Origin of the sequence: Bacillus sp. 7_6_55CFAA_CT2 (assembly GCF_000238655.1) — a bacterium.
Taxonomy (GTDB): domain Bacteria; phylum Bacillota; class Bacilli; order Bacillales; family Bacillaceae_G; genus Bacillus_A; species Bacillus_A cereus.
The window spans coordinates 1,112,468-1,131,929 of the sequence record NZ_JH414708.1; the positions used below are offsets into that span (position 1 = coordinate 1,112,468).

Sequence of the window (19,462 nt, forward strand, 5' to 3'; positions counted from 1 at the left end):
ATTTGTAAAAATCGTTATTTAATAACTTTCCAGTTGTTATTAACTGTTGCTTCTATCGTTTTATGTTCCAATATATAATTAGCGATAAGTTCAGACATATCTGTGGGTATATCTTTTACTACTGGTTTGTTTTGAAACATAAAGAAATTTCCCCCGCCACTTGCACGATAATTATTCATTACAACGTCATATTCTTCATTCATATTAAGAGGAGCACTGTCATGCTGTAAAGATTCTACTCTTTCACCAATTGGTTTTGAAATGTTTAATACGTATGAAATCCCTTCCCACATATCATAATTATAATGTTGTGGCTTTGGTTCTATGTAGGTAGGACTTACGGTGATGGATCCATCTGTTTTTAATGTGAAATAAGAAGCAGAGAGTTCAAGAGCGTTTTTTATATCTGCTCCAGTTATTCTAATTACTTTTAATGTGTTTGGATAAATATAATTAGAAACGATGTCACGCATTGTTACATGTTCCGGGAAACCTGGAGATGTATTATGGAACAAACTTGTACAAGAAATTGATACATTAGCTATATCCATCTGTATTTTATTTATGAATTCGATAAAAGGATGATCATGCAAACGAGTTTGCATAGCATCTGAAATTTGCATGCCCCCTTGAATGATTCCAATAGGTTGATCAAGCCACTTTTGTGTTTTCTCTTCGTAATCGGCTACCAATGAAAGTACATCTTGGTCCGCCTCAACTCCTTGTACAGATAATAATTCAGAAGAACTCTCTTTTTTCACCCATTTATGTTTTGTTTTTTCGAATGTTATTTTTACTTTTCCAACTGAGTGTCCATTGCATCCAGTCTGTAAAATTGTTACACCGTTAGCCATTGTGTGAGAAATTTCTCGGTGTTGATGACCTGTTAGTAAAAGATCTATACCTTCAATTTCATGGCACATTGCATATCCTTGGTTTTCTCCTGTTAACACTTCAGTCGGTACCCCGGTTTGTAAATCTCGTTCAACTCCCCCGTGATACGCTACGACTAGTAAATCTGGTTTCTCATGTTTGCGAATGTAAGAAACCCATTCTTTTGTAGTCTTTAATGCATCTTCAAATAGTAAATCTTTAATGTGATGGGGTTGTTCCCAATTGGGAATGTAATGCGTTGTCACCCCTAAAATAGCAATTTTTATATTTGATTCAATATGTTTTATTACATATGGTTTCCCGAAATAAGGTTTTTTACTGTTTTTATCTAAAATGTTTGCTGATAGGTACGGGAAGTTCGCAGTAGTCACAGCATTATTTAATATATCCATCCCGTAATTAAATTCATGATTGCCGATAATTGCAGCGTCATACTGTAAGTAATTCGCTAATAAGGACATTGGGTTTTTTTGTTTTTTTCGTATGTAACATAATGATAAGTAAATGGTGTGCCTTGAATAAAGTCGCCATTATCAATTAAAAGAACGTTTCTATTTTTGGAACGTTCTTTTTTTATAAGAGTAGAAATTTTAGCTAAACCAAGTTCTGCTGGGGAGTTATCTTGGTAGTGAATAGGATAAACAGTGCCATGTATATCGCTTGTTAATAAGATGTTTAAAGTTACAGTTTGATTTTGTTCCAATATGACTCACCTTTTCTATTGTTATCTTCCAATTCATCATATCAAATATGTGAAGAGAATTTTAATGTGAGTGTATAGAATGTGTAAAGATTCTGTAAATAATCAATTATTTGTAAAAATATGTGATATATTTCTTCATGTTTATGAAAGGTTATTTTATAACAATGAAAAATGGAGGCATTAACATGTTGAAAAAAGTTTTTGCAATGAGCACAACAGTTGTACTAGCAGCGGGATTATTAAGTGGCTGCGGGACGAAAGAGTCAAGTGCAAGTAAAAATGAAGATACGAAAAAAGGGTATGTACCGAAGACTTTAAATGTTCAATTTGTTCCTTCTCAAAATGCGGATACGTTAGAGGCGAAGGCAAAACCGCTTGAGAAGCTATTAAGTGATAAGTTAAATATTCCAGTAAAAGTTAGTATTTCAACGAACTACAATACAATTGTAGAAGCGATGGCATCTAAACAAGTAGATGTAGGATTTTTACCGCCAACAGCGTACGTATTAGCACATGAAAAGAAGGCTGCAAATGTAATTTTACAAGCACAACGTTTTGGAGTAGAGGATGAAACGGGAGCTCCTACAAAAGATTTAGTAGATTATTATAAATCTGAGTTTGTTGTTAAAAAAGACTCTAATATAAATAGTGTAAAAGATTTAAAAGGTAAAAAGATTGGTTATCAAGATGTAACATCATCAGCAGGGTATGTATGGCCTGCAGCTGTTCTATTAAAAGAGGGAATTGATCCGTTAAAAGATGTGAAACCTGTTACATTAAAAGGTCACGATCAGTCGCTTATTGCTCTTTTAAATGGTGACGTAGATGCGGCTGTTGTATTCCAAGATGCTCGTAATATTGTAAAAAAAGATTATCCGAATATATTTGATCAAACGAAAATAGCGAAATTTACTGAGAAAATTCCGAACGATACAATTTCTGTACGATCTGATTTAGATGCAGAGTGGAGCAAGAAATTACAAGATGCTTTCATTGAAATTGGAAAGAATGAGGAAGGTCACAAAATCATTAAAGAAGTATATTCACATGAAGGATATGTTAAATCTGATGATAGTAAATTTGATATCGTTCGTGAATATGGGAAGAAAGTAAAAACGCAATAATACATATGAAAATGGCAGCTAGCTGAAAGGGGATGTTTTCAGTTAGTTTGCCATTTTGAATACATAGAAGGTAGGTAAGATGTGTGATAGAGTTTCGAAATGTCTCCAAAGTGTATCCAAATGGTACAAAAGGATTGAATAATATAAACTTGAAAATTCAAAAAGGTGAGTTTGTTGTAATGGTAGGGGTGTCTGGAGCTGGAAAATCTACACTTCTCAGATCCGTAAATCGTCTTCATGAGATTACCGAAGGAGAAATCATTATTGAAGGTGAGTCTATTACTGCTGCGAAAGGAAAAGAATTAAGGCGTATGCGCCGGGATATCGGTATGATCTTCCAAAGTTTTAATCTTGTAAAGCGATCAACAGTATTAAAAAATGTATTAGCTGGTCGTATTGGATATCATTCCACATTACGTACAACGTTAGGTTTGTTTCCGAAAGAAGATGTGGAGCTCGCATTTCAAGCGTTAAAAAGAGTGAATATTTTAGAAAAAGCATATGCACGTGCTGATGAATTATCAGGAGGACAACAGCAACGTGTATCAATAGCTAGAGCATTGGCACAAGAAGCAAAAATCATATTGGCAGATGAGCCTGTTGCATCGTTAGATCCACTTACGACAAAGCAAGTATTAAATGATTTGAAAAAAATCAATGAAGATTTTGGAATTACAACAATTGTGAATTTGCATTCTATTGATTTAGCTAGGCAATATGCGACACGTATTATTGGATTACATGCAGGAGAAATTGTTTTTGATGGTTCAGTAGAAGAGGCGACAGATGAAAAATTTGCTGAAATTTATGGAGATGTAGCACAGAAAAATGAATTGTTAGAGGTGGCAGTTAAATGAGTGACGTAACGATATATTCGAAATCGATACCGAAGCCGCCGAGTAAATTGAAACATATGTTAACGTTTATTTTAGTTATTTTAATGCTGTGGAGTAGTAGTGTACAAGTAGATGCATCATTTTCAAAATTGGTAGACGGTTTTCCAAATATCGTAGATCTATTGAAAGAAATGGTGCCACCTGATTGGAGTTATTTTCAAGTTATTACAACAGCGATGTTAGATACAATACGTATGGCGATTATTGGGACGACCTTAGGAGCGATTTTAGCTATTCCACTTGCATTGTTTGCAGCAAGTAATGTGTTTACTAACACATTTTTATACAGTCTAGCTCGAATGATTTTAAATTTTATACGAACAATACCAGATTTATTATTGGCGGCTATTTTCGTAGCGATTTTTGGAATTGGGCCACTTCCAGGTATTTTGGCTCTTACTTTTTTTTCAATTGGACTTGTAGCGAAATTGTTGTATGAATCAATTGAATCAATTGACCCTGGCCCACTAGAAGCGATGACAGCTGTAGGGGCTACTAAGGTACAATGGATTGTTTATGGAGTCATTCCACAAGTAAAAGCACACTTTGTTTCCTATGTACTATATACATTTGAGGTGAATGTACGTGCAGCGGCTGTTCTAGGTTTAGTAGGAGCAGGTGGTATTGGACTATATTATGATCGTACACTTGGATTTTTACAATATCAACAAACTGCTTCTATAATTATCTATACCCTTATTGTTGTTTTGTTAATTGACTACATTAGTACATTGTTGCGGGAGAAACTATAATGAATAGAACGACGATGATTGTGCCAAAACCGAAGAAACCGAGTATATATCGCTGGATTATTTTAATAGCACTTACAGTTGTATATGTATGGGCCATTTCAGGAGTACCATTAGAAGGGATAAAGGACACAGCAGGTGAAATCACGAAAGCAATTATGACAGGGATATTAAATCCAGACTGGTCGTATGTATCTTTGCCAGATGGTGAAGATTTATTGCATGGATTAATTGATACGTTGGCAATTGCGATATTAGGTACATTTATTTCTGCATTTTTATCTGTTCCGTTTGCCTTCTGGGCGGCAACGAATATGAGTAGTGGAAAATTAACTTCAGGATCTGGGAAATTTGTACTTAGTTTTGTTCGTACGTTTCCTGAATTAGTTATGGCTCTTTTATTTATAAAAGCTGTTGGTCCAGGCTCTTTTGCAGGAGTATTAGCTTTAGGATTACATTCTATTGGAATGTTAGGGAAACTATATTCAGAAGGAATTGAAAACATAGATAAAGGACCGACGGAAGCGTTGCTAGCAACAGGAGCAAACCGTTTTCAAATACTTTGGTATGCAGTGTTACCACAAGTGTTACCAGATTTTCTATCGTATACGTTATACAGATTTGAAATTAATGTACGATCCGCTGCGGTTTTAGGGGTTATTGGAGCGGGAGGGATTGGTACACCTTTAATTTTTGCGCTGAGTTCACGGAATTGGTCTCGTGTTGGGATTATTTTATTAGGTATTATTTTAATGGTAATTATAATTGATTTGATTTCAAGTTCGATTCGGAAACGGATTGTTTAACTTATTTGAAAAGCATCGAAGTTAGATGCTTTTTTATGTTTTTAAAAACGTATTTAAAAAAGTAAGAATAGAAGAAATTTGTATAAATATACAGATAATTCCCTTTCTTTTTAAAATAAAAATAATGAAAAAGTATGTCATATTGAATGCCCATACATTCCCGGAAACATTGATTTTTTTATAAAAAATCAAAAAAATATCAACATATTTGTCGATACATGTTGTATAATCTTGCGTGGGAAGCTATCATATAAATGTATAAAACGTTTACTAATATAAGCGAAGGGAAGAATAGCATGTCACATTCAATCGAACAACTTTCTATCAACACGATTCGCACATTATCCATCGATGCGATTGAAAAAGCAAACTCTGGTCACCCAGGAATGCCAATGGGTGCAGCACCAATGGCTTATACATTATGGACTCAATTTATGAAACACAATCCAAATAACCCAACGTGGTTTAACCGTGATCGTTTCGTATTATCTGCAGGTCATGGTTCAATGTTATTATACAGCCTACTTCACCTATCTGGTTATGATGTAACAATGGATGACTTAAAGAACTTCCGTCAATGGGGAAGCAAAACTCCAGGACATCCTGAGTACGGTCATACAGCTGGTGTAGATGCAACGACTGGTCCACTTGGACAAGGTATTGCAACTGCTGTAGGTATGGCAATGGCTGAAAGACATTTAGCTGCTAAATATAACCGTGATGCGTATAATGTAGTAGATCATTATACATACGCTATTTGTGGTGATGGAGATTTAATGGAGGGCGTTTCTGCTGAAGCATCTTCATTAGCTGCTCATTTACAATTAGGTCGTCTTGTTGTGCTTTATGATTCAAACGATATTTCATTAGATGGCGATTTAAATCGTTCATTCTCTGAAAGTGTAGAAGATCGTTACAAAGCATACGGATGGCAAGTAATCCGTGTTGAGGATGGAAACGATATTGAAGCAATCGCGAAAGCAATTGAAGAAGCGAAAGCTGACGAAAAACGCCCAACGCTAATTGAAGTAAGAACGACAATTGGTTTCGGTTCTCCAAACAAATCAGGAAAATCAGCTTCACATGGTTCTCCACTTGGTGTAGAAGAAACAAAATTAACGAAAGAAGCATATGCTTGGACTGCTGAGCAAGACTTCCACGTAGCAGAAGAAGTATATGACAACTTCCGTAAAACAGTACAAGATGTTGGTGAAACTGCGCAAGCTGAGTGGAACACGATGCTAGGTGAATATGCACAAGCATACCCAGAATTAGCAAACGAATTCCAAGCAGCAATGAACGGTCAACTTCCAGAAGGTTGGGAGCAAAACCTACCAACTTATGAATTAGGATCAAAAGCAGCAACTCGTAATTCTTCTGGTGCTGTAATTAATGCAATTGCAGAGTCTGTACCATCATTCTTCGGTGGATCTGCTGACCTTGCTGGTTCTAACAAAACATACATGAATAACGAAAAAGACTTTACAAGAGATGATTACAGCGGTAAAAACATTTGGTACGGTGTACGTGAGTTCGCAATGGGTGCAGCAATGAACGGTATTGCACTACATGGTGGTTTAAAAACTTACGGTGGTACGTTCTTCGTATTCTCTGATTACTTACGTCCAGCAATTCGCCTTGCAGCATTAATGCAATTGCCAGTAACGTATGTATTCACACATGACAGTATCGCTGTTGGTGAAGATGGTCCAACACATGAACCAATCGAGCAATTAGCAGCGCTTCGTGCAATGCCAAACGTTTCTGTTATCCGTCCTGCTGATGGTAACGAATCTGTTGCAGCTTGGAGACTAGCTTTAGAATCTACAAACAAACCAACTGCTTTAGTATTAACTCGTCAAGACCTTCCAACATTAGAAGGTGCAAAAGATGATACGTATGAAAAAGTAGCAAAAGGTGCATATGTAGTTTCTGCAAGCAAGAAAGAAACGGCTGATGTAATCTTACTTGCAACTGGATCTGAAGTAAGCCTAGCTGTTGAAGCTCAAAAAGCATTAGCAGTAGACGGCGTTGACGCAGCTGTTGTCAGCATGCCATCTATGGATCGCTTCGAAGCTCAAACTGCAGAGTACAAAGAATCTGTATTACCAAAAGCAGTAACAAAACGTTTCGCAATCGAAATGGGTGCTACATTCGGATGGCACCGTTACGTAGGTCTTGAAGGAGATGTGTTAGGTATCGATACGTTCGGTGCTTCTGCTCCTGGTGAGAAGATTATGGAAGAGTATGGATTTACTGTAGAGAACGTTGTTCGTAAAGTAAAAGAAATGCTTTAATGATTTCAGAAAAATCTCTCCGGCATGGAGAGGTTTTTCTATGTAAATGAGTTTTTTCGACAGAAAAAGTTTTTTATCTCTCCGCAGTCAGACAATCATTGCAAATTTTCTTATATATAATGAAGAGAAAAGGTTGTCCAGATTGGGAGTGGAAAAATGAAAACGTATGAATTGTATTTAATTCAAGAGGATATTGCGAAAGCTTATTTTGGTCGTGAATATTTGTTTTTTGATTTATTTGCTCGATTTTCAGAATCTGGGTCCCTTTCGGAGAAAAAAGTGTTATATAAGCAAATGATGTATATAACGATGCCATTGCAAGTAATGAAAATTCATCATAAATTAGAACAAGCTTTGCGCGTTCTTGGTAAATATGATAGAACACATCATACACATACACTTTATACGGGAGCGGAGTACGGCGAAATAATGGTGAAACCGCACTATATTCGTATGAATACCTCTGGAAATGTCTCTATGGAAACAACATTCTTTGAGGTGTTAAGAAAGTGTGAATTAACATTTTTAGCTATGGATTATGAAAATACAAAGTACGGATGGCTGAATCCTCTAAAACAAGTACGAACATATGTGTAAAAAATGTCGAATTGTATCTTGTCTTATTGAAAAGGTTTTAGTACACTGTAAGGTAGACAACATGAAGGAGGAAAATATATGCCAATTTGGTTAGGTATTCTAGTGGGCGTAGTAGCACTAGTAGCAGGCGTGGCGTTAGGATTTTTCATTGCCCGCAAATATATGATGAATTACTTACAAAAAAATCCACCAATTAACGAACAAATGTTAAAAATGATGATGATGCAAATGGGACAAAAACCTTCCCAAAAGAAAATCAATCAAATGATGAGCGCAATGAACAAGCAACAAATGAAATAAGCGCTAAAAGACACTCGCTAAGAGTGTCTTTCTTTTTGTTAGTTATAGTTTTTAAAACTTTTAAAAATTCTGTATTTTTGGTAAACTGAAAACATCGCTCATTTTAAGGGAGGAGGAAAAAAATGAAAGTGTTTATGAATTTAGCGTGGTTTTTTAAACAAGAAAAACGAGCGTACATAACTGGAATTATTTTATTGTTTGGCGTTGCACTTTTAGAACTTGTAGCACCAAAAGTAATTGGAATCGTTGTAGATGAAATTAATGATGGAACATTGACGACCGATAAGTTACTAAAATGGGTTGTACTATTAGTAATTGTAGGCATTACGATGTACATATTACGTTACATATGGCGTATTATGATTTTCGGGTCTTCATTAAAATTAGCTCGCCAATTACGAAAAAATTTATATGAACATTTTACAAAGATGAGTCCATCTTTCTATCAGTCAAATCGAACAGGTGATTTAATGGCACATGCGACCAATGATATTCAAGCGATCCAGCAAACTGCTGGAGCAGGTGTTTTGACGCTTGTTGACTCATTAGCTGTCGGAGGATGTGTACTCGTAGCGATGGGTTTTACAATTAGCTGGAAGTTAACATTATTAAGTTTAATTCCAATGCCGATTGTAGCTATTTCGACAAATTATTATGGAACTTTATTACATAAAAGGTTTCATAAAGCACAGCAATCGTTTTCGGAAATCAATGATAAAGTGCAAGAGAGTATGAGTGGAATGAAAGTGATTCGCTCGCTTGGACAAGAGAAAGAAGATTTGCAGGCGTTTCGAAGAAAATCAGAAGATGTTGTACATAAAAATGTGTTAGTTGCACGTATTGATTCGTTATTTGATCCGACAATCTCTCTTATCGTTGGATTTTCTTTTTTAATCGCAGTATGTTATGGATCGGTATTAGTTGTAAGAGGTGAATTAACAGTAGGTGATCTCGTTACATTTACGACATATTTAGGTACCCTCGTTTGGCCAATGTTAGCGTTTGGATGGTTATTCAATATTATGGAGCGTGGGCGTGCTTCATATGACCGTGTAGAAAAAATTCTTTCACAAAAATCAGATGTAGTAAATAGCGAAAATGCTGTACAGACAATAGCGAGCGGTAATGTTTCGTTTGCCGTTGATTCATTTTCGTATAAGAAAAATGAATTGTTACATTTAAACGATATTCACTTTGATTTGAAGAAGGGCGAAACGCTAGGAGTTGTAGGACGTACAGGCGCAGGGAAAACAACTTTATTAAAATGTTTAATCCGTGAGTATGATCATTTTAATGGTGAATTAAAAATTGGGGAGCGAGATATTCGAGATATAACACTTCATGGTGTCCGTTCTGCCATTTCATACGTGCCGCAAGATCATTTTTTATTCTCAGCAAGTATTGGTGAGAATATTGCCTTTGGAAAGGCGGATGCTACATATAATGAAATTACCGAAGCTGCAGAGATTGCTTGTATTCATAATGACATCCTCCAATTTTCAGAAGGATATGAAACAGTAGTAGGGGAAAGAGGTGTTTCGTTATCTGGTGGTCAAAAACAGCGAATCTCTATTGCTCGTGCTTTATTAACAAATGCTGAAATTTTAATTTTGGATGATTGTTTATCAGCAGTAGATGCAAAAACAGAAGAGACGATTTTAAGTGCCTTAAAGAGGGAAAGAGCAGGGAAAACGACGATTATTACTGCACACCGATTAAGTGCAATTCAGCATGCCAATCTTATTCTTGTTGTTGATGAAGGTAGAATTGTACAAAGAGGTACACATGAGGAATTAATGAAGGAAAACGGCTGGTATAAGGAAATGTATGAAAGCCAGCAATTAGAAGCTTTAGTCGAGAAAGGAGGCGTATGATGGTAGAGAAGAAGCGAAGTGATTTAAGTAGATTACTTTCCTATATGAAGCCATATAAAGGGTTGCTATCTTTAGCATTTATCTTTTTAGTTGGTGCGACAGTAACGGAAATGATGGGTCCTTTTTTAATTAAACAATTCCTCGATGAACACCTAGTACCGCGGGATTTTGAACGATCAGCGCTCGTTACTTTATTTGTAATTTACATAGTTGCTCATTTATTAAAAGTATTATTTACGTATTTAAATCTATTGTACTTTCAGAACATTGCTTTTAAGATTGTTCAAGATATGCGAGTTGAAGTATATGAACATGTTCAAAAGCTGTCATTAAGTTTCTTTGATCGTACGCCGATTGGTACACTTGTATCGCGTATAACAAATGATACGGAAGCGATTAAAGATTTTTATGTTAGTGTATTATCAACATTTGTGAAAAATGTAGTCTTTTTAGTAGGTATTTTAGTAGCGATGTTTTTATTAGATGTAAAATTAGCGCTATTTTCTCTCGTATTAATTCCGATAATGTTTGCGATTATGGTATTATATCGCCGGAAAAGTGCAGCTTTTTATTTAGAAGTACGTAATCAACTAAGCGTGTTAAATGCAAAGTTGAACGAGTCCATACAAGGAATGAATATTGTTCAAGTGTTCAGACAAGAAAAACGTATGAGAAAAGAGTTTGAAGAAGTGAATAATAAACATTATAGTGCAGGGCGACGTACTTTGAAGTTAGACGCATTACTTTTACGACCAGCTACGGATTTAGTGCATATTGTAGCTATTGCGTTAGTACTAGGTTTATTTGGGATTGATGCTTTAAAGAGCCCTGTTGAAGTAGGAGTTTTATATGCTTTTGTTAACTATATACATCGTTTCTTCCAACCTGTAAATGAGATGATGATGAAATTGTCCTTTTTCCAACAGGCACTTGTTTCGTCATCACGTGTATTTCATTTAATGGACGAGAAAGATTTAGCACCGGTTCAAAAAGGCAATGAGAATCCTCAAGTCGTGGATGGGGATATTGAATTTAAAAATGTTACTTTTTCATATGATGGAAAGCGTGACGTTTTAAAAAATGTATCATTTCACGTGAAACAAGGGCAAACGGTTGCTTTTGTTGGGCATACTGGTAGCGGAAAAAGTACGATTATGAATTTGTTAATGCGATTTTATAATATTAAGTCAGGAAATATTGTAATAGACGGTGTAGATTTAGAAAAATTTGAAGAACGAGAAATTAGAAAGAAAATAGGACTCGTATTGCAAGATGCATTTTTATTTGCTGGAAATGTAAAGCAAAATATTCGTATGTATAATGAAGAAATTACGGATGAAGAAGTAAAAGAAGCTGCTCGATTTGTGCAAGCGAATACGTTTATTGAAAAGTTACCAAAACAGTATGAAACAGAAGTAGTAGAAAGAGGTGCAGCATTTTCAAGCGGTCAACGACAATTAATTGCTTTTGCTAGAACGATAGCAACGAATCCGAAAGTATTAGTATTAGATGAAGCAACAGCTAATATCGATACAGAAACAGAAGAGGCTATTCAAACAGCGTTGCAACAAATGCGAAAAGGTAGAACGACGATAGCCATTGCGCATAGGTTATCTACAATTCAAGATGCAGATCAAATTTTTGTGATGCATGATGGAGAGATAGTAGAAAGAGGAACACATCAAGAATTACTAAGTGAGCAAGGTTTGTATTATAATATGTACTTGCTACAAAATAAAGTGAGTTTGCAAAAGGCCTTGTAATACAAGGTCTTTTTTATTTTGTATACAAAATATGTTTACTCTTTGTTTCTATAGCATAAATGTCGTGTCCTCTTATGAAACTTGTACATATTGTATGTATACGAAGTAAAAAAATTGATAGGAGATTTTATATGCAAAACAGATCAAGTTCAAATGTTACGTTTATTGATGTGTCTCATTGGGAAGGGAATATTGATTGGAATGCAGTGAAGGCATCTGGAATTCCAGCAGCGTATGCAAAAGCGACAGAAGGTGTAAACTACATTGATCCTACTTTTACTAAAAATGTACAAGGAGCCCGAAGTGCGAATGTATTAATTGGTGCATACCATTTTGCACGTCCAGAACAAAATGATGCAATTTCAGAGGCGAAATATTTTGTGAGTATATTACAAAGTAACCAGACAGACTTAATGCCAGTTCTGGATTTAGAATCACCAACAGATCCGAGCAACAGTAATTTAACTGGTAACGCTATATCAAATTGGGCAAGAAACTTTATAAATTATGTGAAACAGGCTACTGGAAAAGATGTAATGTTATATACAGGAGTTTGGTATATTAATGAGTTCGGAATTAGCGGATTAAGTGATATACCGCTTTGGATTGCTAAATACTCGAGTACACCGCCTGCTGATGCTGGTGGATGGACAGCGTGGACAGCGTGGCAGTACACAGATTCTGGACAAATTTCAGGCGTAGGAAATTGTGATGTATCAGCTGCAGTTTCATTAGAAGCTTTAAAAGGGAATGGAGCAAGTGGTGGAGGTAATGTTTCCCCGCCTAATAATGCAACTCCAGTGTACGGGGTTGCTATAATTAATGGAGATAATGTGAATTTGAGAAGTGGACCATCTTTACAGTCTAGTGTAATTCGCCAATTGAATCGTGGCGAAACATATGAAGTTTGGGGAGAACAAGATGGATGGCTTTGTTTAGGGACAAATCAGTGGGTATATAATGATCCGAGTTATATTCAGTATAAACATTATGTGGCGACTATTACTGGTGATAATGTAAATTTGCGTGATGCTCCATCATTAAATGGAAATGTTATAAGACAGTTACATCAGGGTGAAGCGTATCGAGTATGGAGTAAGCAAGATGGATGGCTTTGCTTAGGGACAAATCAATGGATATACTACGATCCGAGTTATATTCAGTATGGTGTACAATAGAGTGAAAATAAAAGGTGCCCCGTCAGAGGTGCCTTTTATTAAAAATATACAACTTTTACAAAGTCTATATCGAAACCATAGTATACTATAGTAGATATATTTATAAAAAATAATCGAAAATGAAATAAAGGAGTAAAAATATGAATTATGTGCTAATAGGTGCGATTTTAATATTATTAGCTGTAGCATTTGTGCTGTTTTATAAAAATAAACAGTTAGAATCAGAGAGTCAGCAAGTAGAATTTGAAAAGAAACAAGCAATTGAAACGTATAAAAATGAAATTGCAGCTACGGTGATAGAGCATAAAGAACAACAAAATAATTTAAAAAATATGGAACAGAAAAAATACAATGATTTACAAGTAAGTGCAAATAGAGAAATTGAAAATATGCGTATGATGAAAAATCAATTAGCTATGCAGCATAGTAAAGAACGTAGTGAAATGCAAAATAAACATAATAACGAAATACATATGTTTCAAAAATTAATTGCAAATTTACGAGAATATACTAAAAACGGTGCTGAAATGAATACGTACGAAACATTACATTATATGAAGCGAGGATTCATAGAGCAAGGCATCATGTTAGATGCTGAATTTCAAGTCATGCCGAATGTTTTTATTAAAAATAATAGTGAAATAAACGATAATAGAATCCATCATCTCATCTTGTGCAAAACTGGTATTTATCTACTGGAGACGAAAGAATGGAACGAGAAATTAATTCATGGTTTAACGAAAGAAAATGCTGGTATATATTCATTTATGATTGATGAAATGGGTAAGTATCAACAAGAAGTTGATAAAGAAGAGACATTTGAATATATAGTAGGTAAAGATTCCTCAACTATACAAGTGAAAAATGAAGGGAATCCAGTATATAAGGCGAAGAAACTATCTAAAATTTTATACAATTGTTTGAATGAAATACAGGCTAATAGTATAAAAGAAAAGGTAAAACCAGTTGTATATTTTTATAATAAAAATGGAAAAGCAATAGTAGACCTTTCTAGTGAGGAAACACCTAGGTTAAAAGATCGGGAGCAAATTGTAACGTTCTTCAGAAATGAAATCTTAACAGGGAAAGTAGTATATACAGTGCAAGAATTAGAACAGATTCGAGAAATGATTAGCCGGATGAATTATATAGTGAGTTAAAAGGGGAGATCTTTCTGAACGCTATGCTACGTGGCATTTTGTATGTCTATTTTTGTTTGTATATAGTAATGTACATTCTATTTATATTCGTCATTGATATGGTCCATATACCCTTAAGTGTAAGGAGCATTTTTGTAGTATTCATACCATTTGTTTTATTAGTCATGATTCAAAGGGCTATTTTATATGTTTCTAAAAATCGTAATGAAGAAAAGAAGCAAATGTTGGGGGTTTTAATAGTAGCACTCATACCATTAATAGTGTGCACTGTACAACTAAGTGTAAATGAATATACATCAAAGTTTAATCAAAATAGATGGTTAAATCATGCAGATAAGCGGGTATATATGGTAGATGATCTATTACAAAAATATAAATTAATAGGGAAATCAAATGAAGAAATTATACAATTGTTAGGAGCTCCAACGGAAACGAGAAGTGGGGAAGAAGGAGTTACCACTTTGTATTATCTTGGGACTGAACGTGGCTTTATTCCAATAGATAGCGAACAGCTTGTTTTCCAATTTGATAGAGATGGAAAAGTCATGGAATATACGGTGCATAAAGATTAAAGAAACGTAGAGGGAAGCTATATGTTATAGCTTCTTTTTTATTTTTCAATATGTCACGGAAGGGGGAGAAGGTTTTTGAGTGGAATAAGGAATGAAAGCGGAGGTGATGCATATATATAGATGCATTGGGTGATTATTAGTCCGATTGGTGAGGGGTAATAATTAATAAGTACGGACAAAAACCCCACTCATTAAAGTTTTACTTTATCATATTGTATAAATGAAAAGGAGGTAAGACGGTGAAAGCAATCCCGACTGATGTCCTGAGTAAAGAATTGATGGAAAGAGAAGGAGTTATATCTATTACAGTAAAGGAATTTGAAAAAATAGAAGTAGCTGGAGTAGTGGTCGCTGGTCCAGCGGTTATTTTGATTAATCAAGATTAAGTACATATTTTTGAAATAAAAAGCATCCGTCTAGGATGCTTTTTATTTGTATGTAAGGATAAATATGATGGATAATTGTGTTACTGGAGGGAAAGTCTGTGGCAATTATTATAACAATGTTAGTAATGGGTATTTTATTAGGATTTGTTGGAGCTGGAGGAGCTGGGTTTATTATCGCGATACTCACTTTAGTATTCCAAATCCCTATTCATGTTGCTCTTGCAACATCTTTAACTGCAATGGCATTTACGACATTATCAGGTGTTGTAAGTCATTACCGTGAAGGCAATGTTGCACTTATTATAGGCGGGATTGTTGGGGGATTTGGCGCAATTGGCTCTTATATTGGTTCTAAATTTGGTTCACTTATACCAGCACATCTTCTTCATTGGTTTACAGCTGGGATGTTATTTTTATCGGCAATTTTTATGTTTATTAAATTAATTATGTTCCAAAACAAAGAAAAGTCGTCTTTATATAAACATAAAGAGTTTTCCGTGAACTACTTGTTGAAATGTGTATGCCTTGGATTAGTTACTGGAATGATGGCTGGTTCATTTGGGATTGGTTCTGCACCGTTTATTCAACTTGGATTAATGGTTCTATTGGGACTTACGATTCAGCAATCTGTAGGGACAACAATGCTTGTTATATTACCGATTGCAATTGGAGGCGGGATAGGATATAGTTCGGAAGGATATTTAGATTATATATTGTTATTACAAGTATTGATTGGGACCATGTTAGGGGCATACATTGGCGCGAAGTTTACAAATTATGCACCGCGAACGCTTTTGAGGTTTTCGATGATTATGACACCGGTTTTAGCTGGTTGTATGCTATTGATGGAATAAAGTGAAATTATAATCAGCAGGGGGTTACTGCCTACAAATAGCGGGATAAAATTAATATAGCAAACTATTAATATATTTTACGAATGAATTATATAGGTAATTCATATTTCCCATATAAAAGGATTTGTTTTAATATTATGAGTGTAAAGTTCGAGTATTCGAAGTACTACTTGAATTATATCCCTATCCCTTTTCTAAAAATGCGAACAAGTTTTGCCCTATTCTATTCAATAGTTAATTGCATAGAAATATATTGTTCGATGACCATTATGGAACGTACATAATGGGAAAATCCCGATCCTTAAAGAGGATGCCCCTAATCTTCATGTGAAAATATGATCGGATATGAAAGCTGACCAATTTATGGTCAGCTTTCTTTTTGTTCGAAAATTATTTCTTCTTTAATTTCTGTTTGCAATAATACAGTTTTTCCAAAGCGACGTTTGCATTCCGCACGCACTTTTTCAATGGCTAGTAGCTGAGTAGTGGCGGGAACTGTGACAATAGCTTGGCGAGGCTTTCGATTTTCTTCACAAAAGACACATTCCACAACATAATTAGAAATCATATTTTCATCCTTCCAGTTTTAATTTCTAAGAAGGGATTGCCTATGAAGTTGATGTAATCTTTCGTCATTGTTTTATTTTTTTCCTCTTTTTTTCAAGGGGAAATAAAAAAGAGGGCGAATTTTAGTAGGGGAGGGATGTTTATGGAGAGATGGATAGGTAGTGCAGCGGTATGTGTAAATGAAAGAAAGGAAGTTTTAATGGTACTGCAGGGCAAAGAGGGAGAAGAAAAAAGGTGGTCTGTCCCAAGTGGAGGACTTGAAAAGGGAGAGACACTAGAAGAATGTTGTATTAGGGAAGTTTGGGAAGAAACAGGTTACAATGTGGAAGTTGTAAATAAAATATATGAAAAAGAGGGTATTACATACGGTGTTCCAGTGTATGTCCATTATTATTTTGTTAAACAAATAGGCGGTAATATGAAAATCCAAGATCCTGATGAATTAATACATGAAATTGCTTGGAAAGGGATACATGAAGTTGAACAATTGTGTTTAGCTTTTCCAGAGGATTATGAATTGCTGTGCCAATATATAGATAAAGAAGCAAGTATGTAAATACTTGCTTCTTTAATGTATCCAAGACAAGAAAAGCGGAACGATAACTAAACTAGCGCCTGCTGTTAAAAGCATAGATAAACTTGCAATTGTTCCTTCCACAGGACCGATTTCGAATGCTTTTGATGTACCGGTTCCATTTGCGCTCGTTCCTAACATAATACCTTTTGCGATTGCTGTTTTAATACGGCAAATACGTATGAGAGAAGGACCGAGCAATGCTCCTGTTAAGGCAGTTAAAACGACAAATACAGCAGTTAATTGTGACATGCCACCAATCATTTCTGAAATAGCCATTGCGATTGGTGTTGTTACGATATGTGGCGCTAAACTATGTTCTAGTGATGAATCAATTTGAAAATAATTTGCTAGTAGTGCTGAAGTAATGACTGATAAAAACGAACCGACAATGACATTAAGTAAGATAGCCATTCCATGTTTCTTTAATAAATCAAAGTATTTATAGATTGGCCATGCAAAAGCAACTGTTGCGGGTTTTAATAATTCAGTTAACCAATGACCACCAGATTCATATGTTTCATAAGGTGTATCTAATCCGAGCAATAAAGCAATTAAAATAATGGGACAGACGAGAAGAGGAGAAAGTAGACTCCAATTCCAACGTTGATACATTTTTTTTGATATCCAATATGTGAATAGTGTTAATAGTAAACAAAGAAATCCGATCATTGCGTTGATCCTTTCCGCTTTAGTAGCAATTCTGTTAAAAGTCCTGTAACTAAGGTAACGCAAAGAGTGCTAATCATAATAATTAAAATGAGATCGATTCCATATTGTGTTAGTGTATCTCTGTAACGTATGACAGCGACTGCAGAAGGGATGAAAAATAAAATAAGTTCTTTTAATAAAAAATCTGCTCCGTCCTGTATCCATTCTTTTTTAACTAGGTTAAATTTTAATGAAATTAATAATAAAAAAATACCGATTATACTTCCTGGAACTGGGAGGTGTGCCTGTTTTGCAATCCATTCACCTGTCCAAGCGAAACAAAATAGTAATAAAATTTGTCCGCTTAACTTCCACCATTTCATACAGTAACCACCTCTTTCTTTTTTTACATAAAAATTGTAAAAAAGAATTAACAATTTCTACTATACGTTCATTCAAAATATTTGTCTAATATATAAATTATATGTTATTAATATATAAGACATATTAATCGAAAGTGAAAAGGGTGTCAAAAATGGAATTACGGCATTTGCAATATTTTGTTGTTGTGGCAGAAGAGTTACACTTTGGACGGGCGGCTGCTCGTTTACAAATGACACAACCACCACTTAGTCAACAAATACAGCAATTAGAAAAAGAAATGGGAGTTACATTATTTTCAAGAACGAAAAGAAAGGTTGAACTAACAGAAGCAGGAGAAATGTTTTTAAAAGAAGTAAAAAAGGCGTTTGAACAAATTGAAAAAGCAGTAGAAGTTGCACAAAGTGCGCAAAGGGGAGAAGTAGGATCACTTTCAATTGGTTTTGTAGGTGCGGCGATATATGATATTTTACCATCAATTGTTAGGGAATATAGAAAAAAATTTCCGAGAGTGTCTGTTGCATTACATGAATTGTCAACACCAGATCAAGTTCATGCACTTCATGATAACCGTATCGATATTGGCTTTTTACGTCCACCAATTCCAACGCAATTATTAGAATTAGAGCCAATTCAAAGGTTATCTTGCACCTTATGTTTACCAAAGGCACATCCACTTGCAGAGAAAGATGAAATACATATAGAAGATTTACGAGATGAGCCGTTTGTATTTATTACGAGACCAGTATGGCCAGCTTTGTATGATACAATTTTATCTCTTTGTAGAGAAGTTGGATTTAGTCCGCGTATTGTACAAGAAGCAACAGAGTATCAAACAGTTATGGGGCTTGTAGCAGCAGGGATTGGAATTACAGTAATACCCGTGTCGGCAAATAAGTTATATAAAACAGAAGTTGTATATAAAGAGTTATATGATTCTAATTTTGTTGCAGAAATGTCAGTGGCTTACAAAAAAATGAATAGTAATCCAGAGCTGCTAGAGTTTTTAAAAATTGCAAGAGAGAAGAAAAGAATAGAAGTAGAAGATGAGCAATAGTAGTAACAGAATATGGATTTAATTCAAATCCATAAAAGTACACCTTATTAAACAATAAAGCGGAAATGCAACTTAAGTT

19 protein-coding genes and 1 pseudogene are annotated in these 19,462 nt (G+C 35.0%); 16 read left to right on the plus strand and 4 right to left on the minus strand.

Annotated elements, in window-relative coordinates; genetic code table 11:
- Positions 1–14: 14 nt before the first annotated feature.
- Positions 15–1,597, minus strand: a pseudogene (locus HMPREF1014_RS05985) (bifunctional metallophosphatase/5'-nucleotidase).
- A 185-nt stretch (positions 1,598–1,782) separates the two neighbouring features.
- On the opposite strand from HMPREF1014_RS05985, the gene HMPREF1014_RS05990 reads away from it, so the two are divergent.
- The 14 genes from HMPREF1014_RS05990 to HMPREF1014_RS06055 all read left to right on the plus strand — a co-directional run bounded on the left by HMPREF1014_RS05990 (position 1,783) and on the right by HMPREF1014_RS06055 (position 16,153).
- Entirely contained in the window at positions 1,783–2,721 is a 939-nt protein-coding gene (locus tag HMPREF1014_RS05990) for a phosphate/phosphite/phosphonate ABC transporter substrate-binding protein (RefSeq protein ID WP_000915062.1), read from the plus strand.
- A gap of 83 nt (positions 2,722–2,804) precedes the next feature.
- Complete coding sequence (phnC, locus tag HMPREF1014_RS05995) at positions 2,805–3,578, plus strand: phosphonate ABC transporter ATP-binding protein (RefSeq protein ID WP_000569261.1); 774 nt, start codon at positions 2,805–2,807, stop codon at positions 3,576–3,578.
- A complete protein-coding gene (gene phnE, locus HMPREF1014_RS06000) occupies positions 3,575–4,369 on the plus strand; it encodes a phosphonate ABC transporter, permease protein PhnE (RefSeq protein WP_001286375.1) in 795 nt (264 codons plus the stop codon). The genes phnC and phnE (HMPREF1014_RS06000) overlap by 4 nt, the downstream gene beginning before the upstream one ends.
- Positions 4,369–5,172 carry a phosphonate ABC transporter, permease protein PhnE gene (gene phnE / locus HMPREF1014_RS06005; RefSeq protein WP_001082391.1) on the plus strand — a complete coding sequence of 268 codons (804 nt, stop codon included), beginning with the start codon at positions 4,369–4,371 and terminating at the stop codon, positions 5,170–5,172. The genes phnE (HMPREF1014_RS06000) and phnE (HMPREF1014_RS06005) overlap by 1 nt, the downstream gene beginning before the upstream one ends.
- A 296-nt stretch (positions 5,173–5,468) precedes the next feature.
- The gene (gene tkt, locus HMPREF1014_RS06010; protein ID WP_000019766.1) at positions 5,469–7,469 is read left to right on the plus strand and encodes a transketolase; all 2,001 of its coding nucleotides are present in this window, start codon (positions 5,469–5,471) and stop codon (positions 7,467–7,469) included.
- A 156-nt stretch (positions 7,470–7,625) separates the two neighbouring features.
- The gene (sirA, locus tag HMPREF1014_RS06015) at positions 7,626–8,066 is read left to right on the plus strand and encodes a sporulation inhibitor of replication protein SirA (protein ID WP_000860645.1); all 441 of its coding nucleotides are present in this window, start codon (positions 7,626–7,628) and stop codon (positions 8,064–8,066) included.
- 78 nt (positions 8,067–8,144) lie between these two features.
- Entirely contained in the window at positions 8,145–8,366 is a 222-nt protein-coding gene (locus HMPREF1014_RS06020) for a YneF family protein (RefSeq protein ID WP_001123317.1), read from the plus strand.
- A 122-nt stretch (positions 8,367–8,488) separates the two neighbouring features.
- Positions 8,489–10,240, plus strand: coding sequence for an ABC transporter ATP-binding protein (locus HMPREF1014_RS06025; protein WP_000862458.1), 1,752 nt, complete (start codon positions 8,489–8,491; stop codon positions 10,238–10,240).
- On the plus strand, positions 10,240–12,003 hold the full coding sequence (locus tag HMPREF1014_RS06030; RefSeq protein ID WP_000229522.1) for an ABC transporter ATP-binding protein: 1,764 nt from the start codon (positions 10,240–10,242) through the stop codon (positions 12,001–12,003). The genes HMPREF1014_RS06025 and HMPREF1014_RS06030 overlap by 1 nt, the downstream gene beginning before the upstream one ends.
- A gap of 131 nt (positions 12,004–12,134) precedes the next feature.
- Positions 12,135–13,181 (plus strand): GH25 family lysozyme, encoded by a 1,047-nt coding sequence (locus HMPREF1014_RS06035; protein WP_001181403.1) that lies wholly within the window; start codon positions 12,135–12,137, stop codon positions 13,179–13,181.
- Between the two features lie 140 nt (positions 13,182–13,321).
- The gene (locus tag HMPREF1014_RS06040; RefSeq protein ID WP_001110271.1) at positions 13,322–14,341 is read left to right on the plus strand and encodes an NERD domain-containing protein; all 1,020 of its coding nucleotides are present in this window, start codon (positions 13,322–13,324) and stop codon (positions 14,339–14,341) included.
- Between the two features lie 23 nt (positions 14,342–14,364).
- Positions 14,365–14,913 (plus strand): hypothetical protein, encoded by a 549-nt coding sequence (locus HMPREF1014_RS06045; protein ID WP_000943751.1) that lies wholly within the window; start codon positions 14,365–14,367, stop codon positions 14,911–14,913.
- A gap of 239 nt (positions 14,914–15,152) precedes the next feature.
- Positions 15,153–15,299: a BC1881 family protein gene (locus HMPREF1014_RS06050; protein WP_000644411.1), complete on the plus strand. Its 147-nt coding sequence runs from the start codon at positions 15,153–15,155 to the stop codon at positions 15,297–15,299.
- A 98-nt stretch (positions 15,300–15,397) separates the two neighbouring features.
- On the plus strand, positions 15,398–16,153 hold the full coding sequence (locus HMPREF1014_RS06055) for a sulfite exporter TauE/SafE family protein (RefSeq protein WP_000974667.1): 756 nt from the start codon (positions 15,398–15,400) through the stop codon (positions 16,151–16,153).
- A gap of 367 nt (positions 16,154–16,520) precedes the next feature.
- Here the strand turns inward: HMPREF1014_RS06055 and HMPREF1014_RS06060 are convergent, their stop codons facing one another.
- Entirely contained in the window at positions 16,521–16,721 is a 201-nt protein-coding gene (locus HMPREF1014_RS06060; protein ID WP_000625224.1) for a DUF3903 domain-containing protein, read from the minus strand.
- Between the two features lie 141 nt (positions 16,722–16,862).
- On the opposite strand from HMPREF1014_RS06060, the gene HMPREF1014_RS06065 reads away from it, so the two are divergent.
- Complete coding sequence (locus tag HMPREF1014_RS06065) at positions 16,863–17,276, plus strand: NUDIX hydrolase (protein WP_000442977.1); 414 nt, start codon at positions 16,863–16,865, stop codon at positions 17,274–17,276.
- Positions 17,277–17,288: 12 nt separating this feature from the next.
- On the opposite strand, the gene HMPREF1014_RS06070 is transcribed toward HMPREF1014_RS06065, so the two are convergent.
- Together HMPREF1014_RS06070 and HMPREF1014_RS06075 are read right to left on the minus strand one after the other, a co-directional pair.
- Positions 17,289–17,966, minus strand: coding sequence for an LrgB family protein (locus tag HMPREF1014_RS06070; protein ID WP_000578954.1), 678 nt, complete (start codon positions 17,964–17,966; stop codon positions 17,289–17,291).
- Positions 17,963–18,328, minus strand: a complete 366-nt coding sequence (locus HMPREF1014_RS06075) for a CidA/LrgA family holin-like protein (RefSeq protein ID WP_000872365.1) — start codon at positions 18,326–18,328, stop codon at positions 17,963–17,965. Before HMPREF1014_RS06075 ends, HMPREF1014_RS06070 begins: the two co-directional genes overlap by 4 nt.
- Positions 18,329–18,480: 152 nt before the next feature.
- Between HMPREF1014_RS06075 and alsR the strand changes: the two genes are divergently transcribed.
- Positions 18,481–19,383: an acetoin biosynthesis transcriptional regulator AlsR gene (gene alsR / locus HMPREF1014_RS06080; RefSeq protein ID WP_000423235.1), complete on the plus strand. Its 903-nt coding sequence runs from the start codon at positions 18,481–18,483 to the stop codon at positions 19,381–19,383.
- The last annotated feature ends 79 nt before the right edge of the window (positions 19,384–19,462 follow it).

Excerpts from the sequence above, each read along its gene's own strand:
- HMPREF1014_RS06045 (WP_000943751.1), top strand. The coding sequence starts at position 14,365 with ATGCTACGTGGCATTTTGTATGTCTATTTTTGTTTGTATATAGTAATG.
- HMPREF1014_RS05990 (WP_000915062.1), top strand. The coding sequence starts at position 1,783 with ATGTTGAAAAAAGTTTTTGCAATGAGCACAACAGTTGTACTAGCAGCG.
- HMPREF1014_RS06040 (WP_001110271.1), top strand. The coding sequence starts at position 13,322 with ATGAATTATGTGCTAATAGGTGCGATTTTAATATTATTAGCTGTAGCA.
- phnE (WP_001082391.1), top strand. The coding sequence starts at position 4,369 with ATGAATAGAACGACGATGATTGTGCCAAAACCGAAGAAACCGAGTATA.
- alsR (WP_000423235.1), top strand. The coding sequence starts at position 18,481 with ATGGAATTACGGCATTTGCAATATTTTGTTGTTGTGGCAGAAGAGTTA.
- phnE (WP_001286375.1), top strand. The coding sequence starts at position 3,575 with ATGAGTGACGTAACGATATATTCGAAATCGATACCGAAGCCGCCGAGT.
- tkt (WP_000019766.1), top strand. The coding sequence starts at position 5,469 with ATGTCACATTCAATCGAACAACTTTCTATCAACACGATTCGCACATTA.
- HMPREF1014_RS06030 (WP_000229522.1), top strand. The coding sequence starts at position 10,240 with ATGGTAGAGAAGAAGCGAAGTGATTTAAGTAGATTACTTTCCTATATG.
- HMPREF1014_RS06060 (WP_000625224.1), bottom strand. The coding sequence starts at position 16,721 with ATGATTTCTAATTATGTTGTGGAATGTGTCTTTTGTGAAGAAAATCGA.
- HMPREF1014_RS06075 (WP_000872365.1), bottom strand. The coding sequence starts at position 18,328 with ATGAAATGGTGGAAGTTAAGCGGACAAATTTTATTACTATTTTGTTTC.
- HMPREF1014_RS06035 (WP_001181403.1), top strand. The coding sequence starts at position 12,135 with ATGCAAAACAGATCAAGTTCAAATGTTACGTTTATTGATGTGTCTCAT.
- sirA (WP_000860645.1), top strand. The coding sequence starts at position 7,626 with ATGAAAACGTATGAATTGTATTTAATTCAAGAGGATATTGCGAAAGCT.
- HMPREF1014_RS06020 (WP_001123317.1), top strand. The coding sequence starts at position 8,145 with ATGCCAATTTGGTTAGGTATTCTAGTGGGCGTAGTAGCACTAGTAGCA.
- HMPREF1014_RS06025 (WP_000862458.1), top strand. The coding sequence starts at position 8,489 with ATGAAAGTGTTTATGAATTTAGCGTGGTTTTTTAAACAAGAAAAACGA.
- HMPREF1014_RS06070 (WP_000578954.1), bottom strand. The coding sequence starts at position 17,966 with ATGATCGGATTTCTTTGTTTACTATTAACACTATTCACATATTGGATA.
- HMPREF1014_RS06065 (WP_000442977.1), top strand. The coding sequence starts at position 16,863 with ATGGAGAGATGGATAGGTAGTGCAGCGGTATGTGTAAATGAAAGAAAG.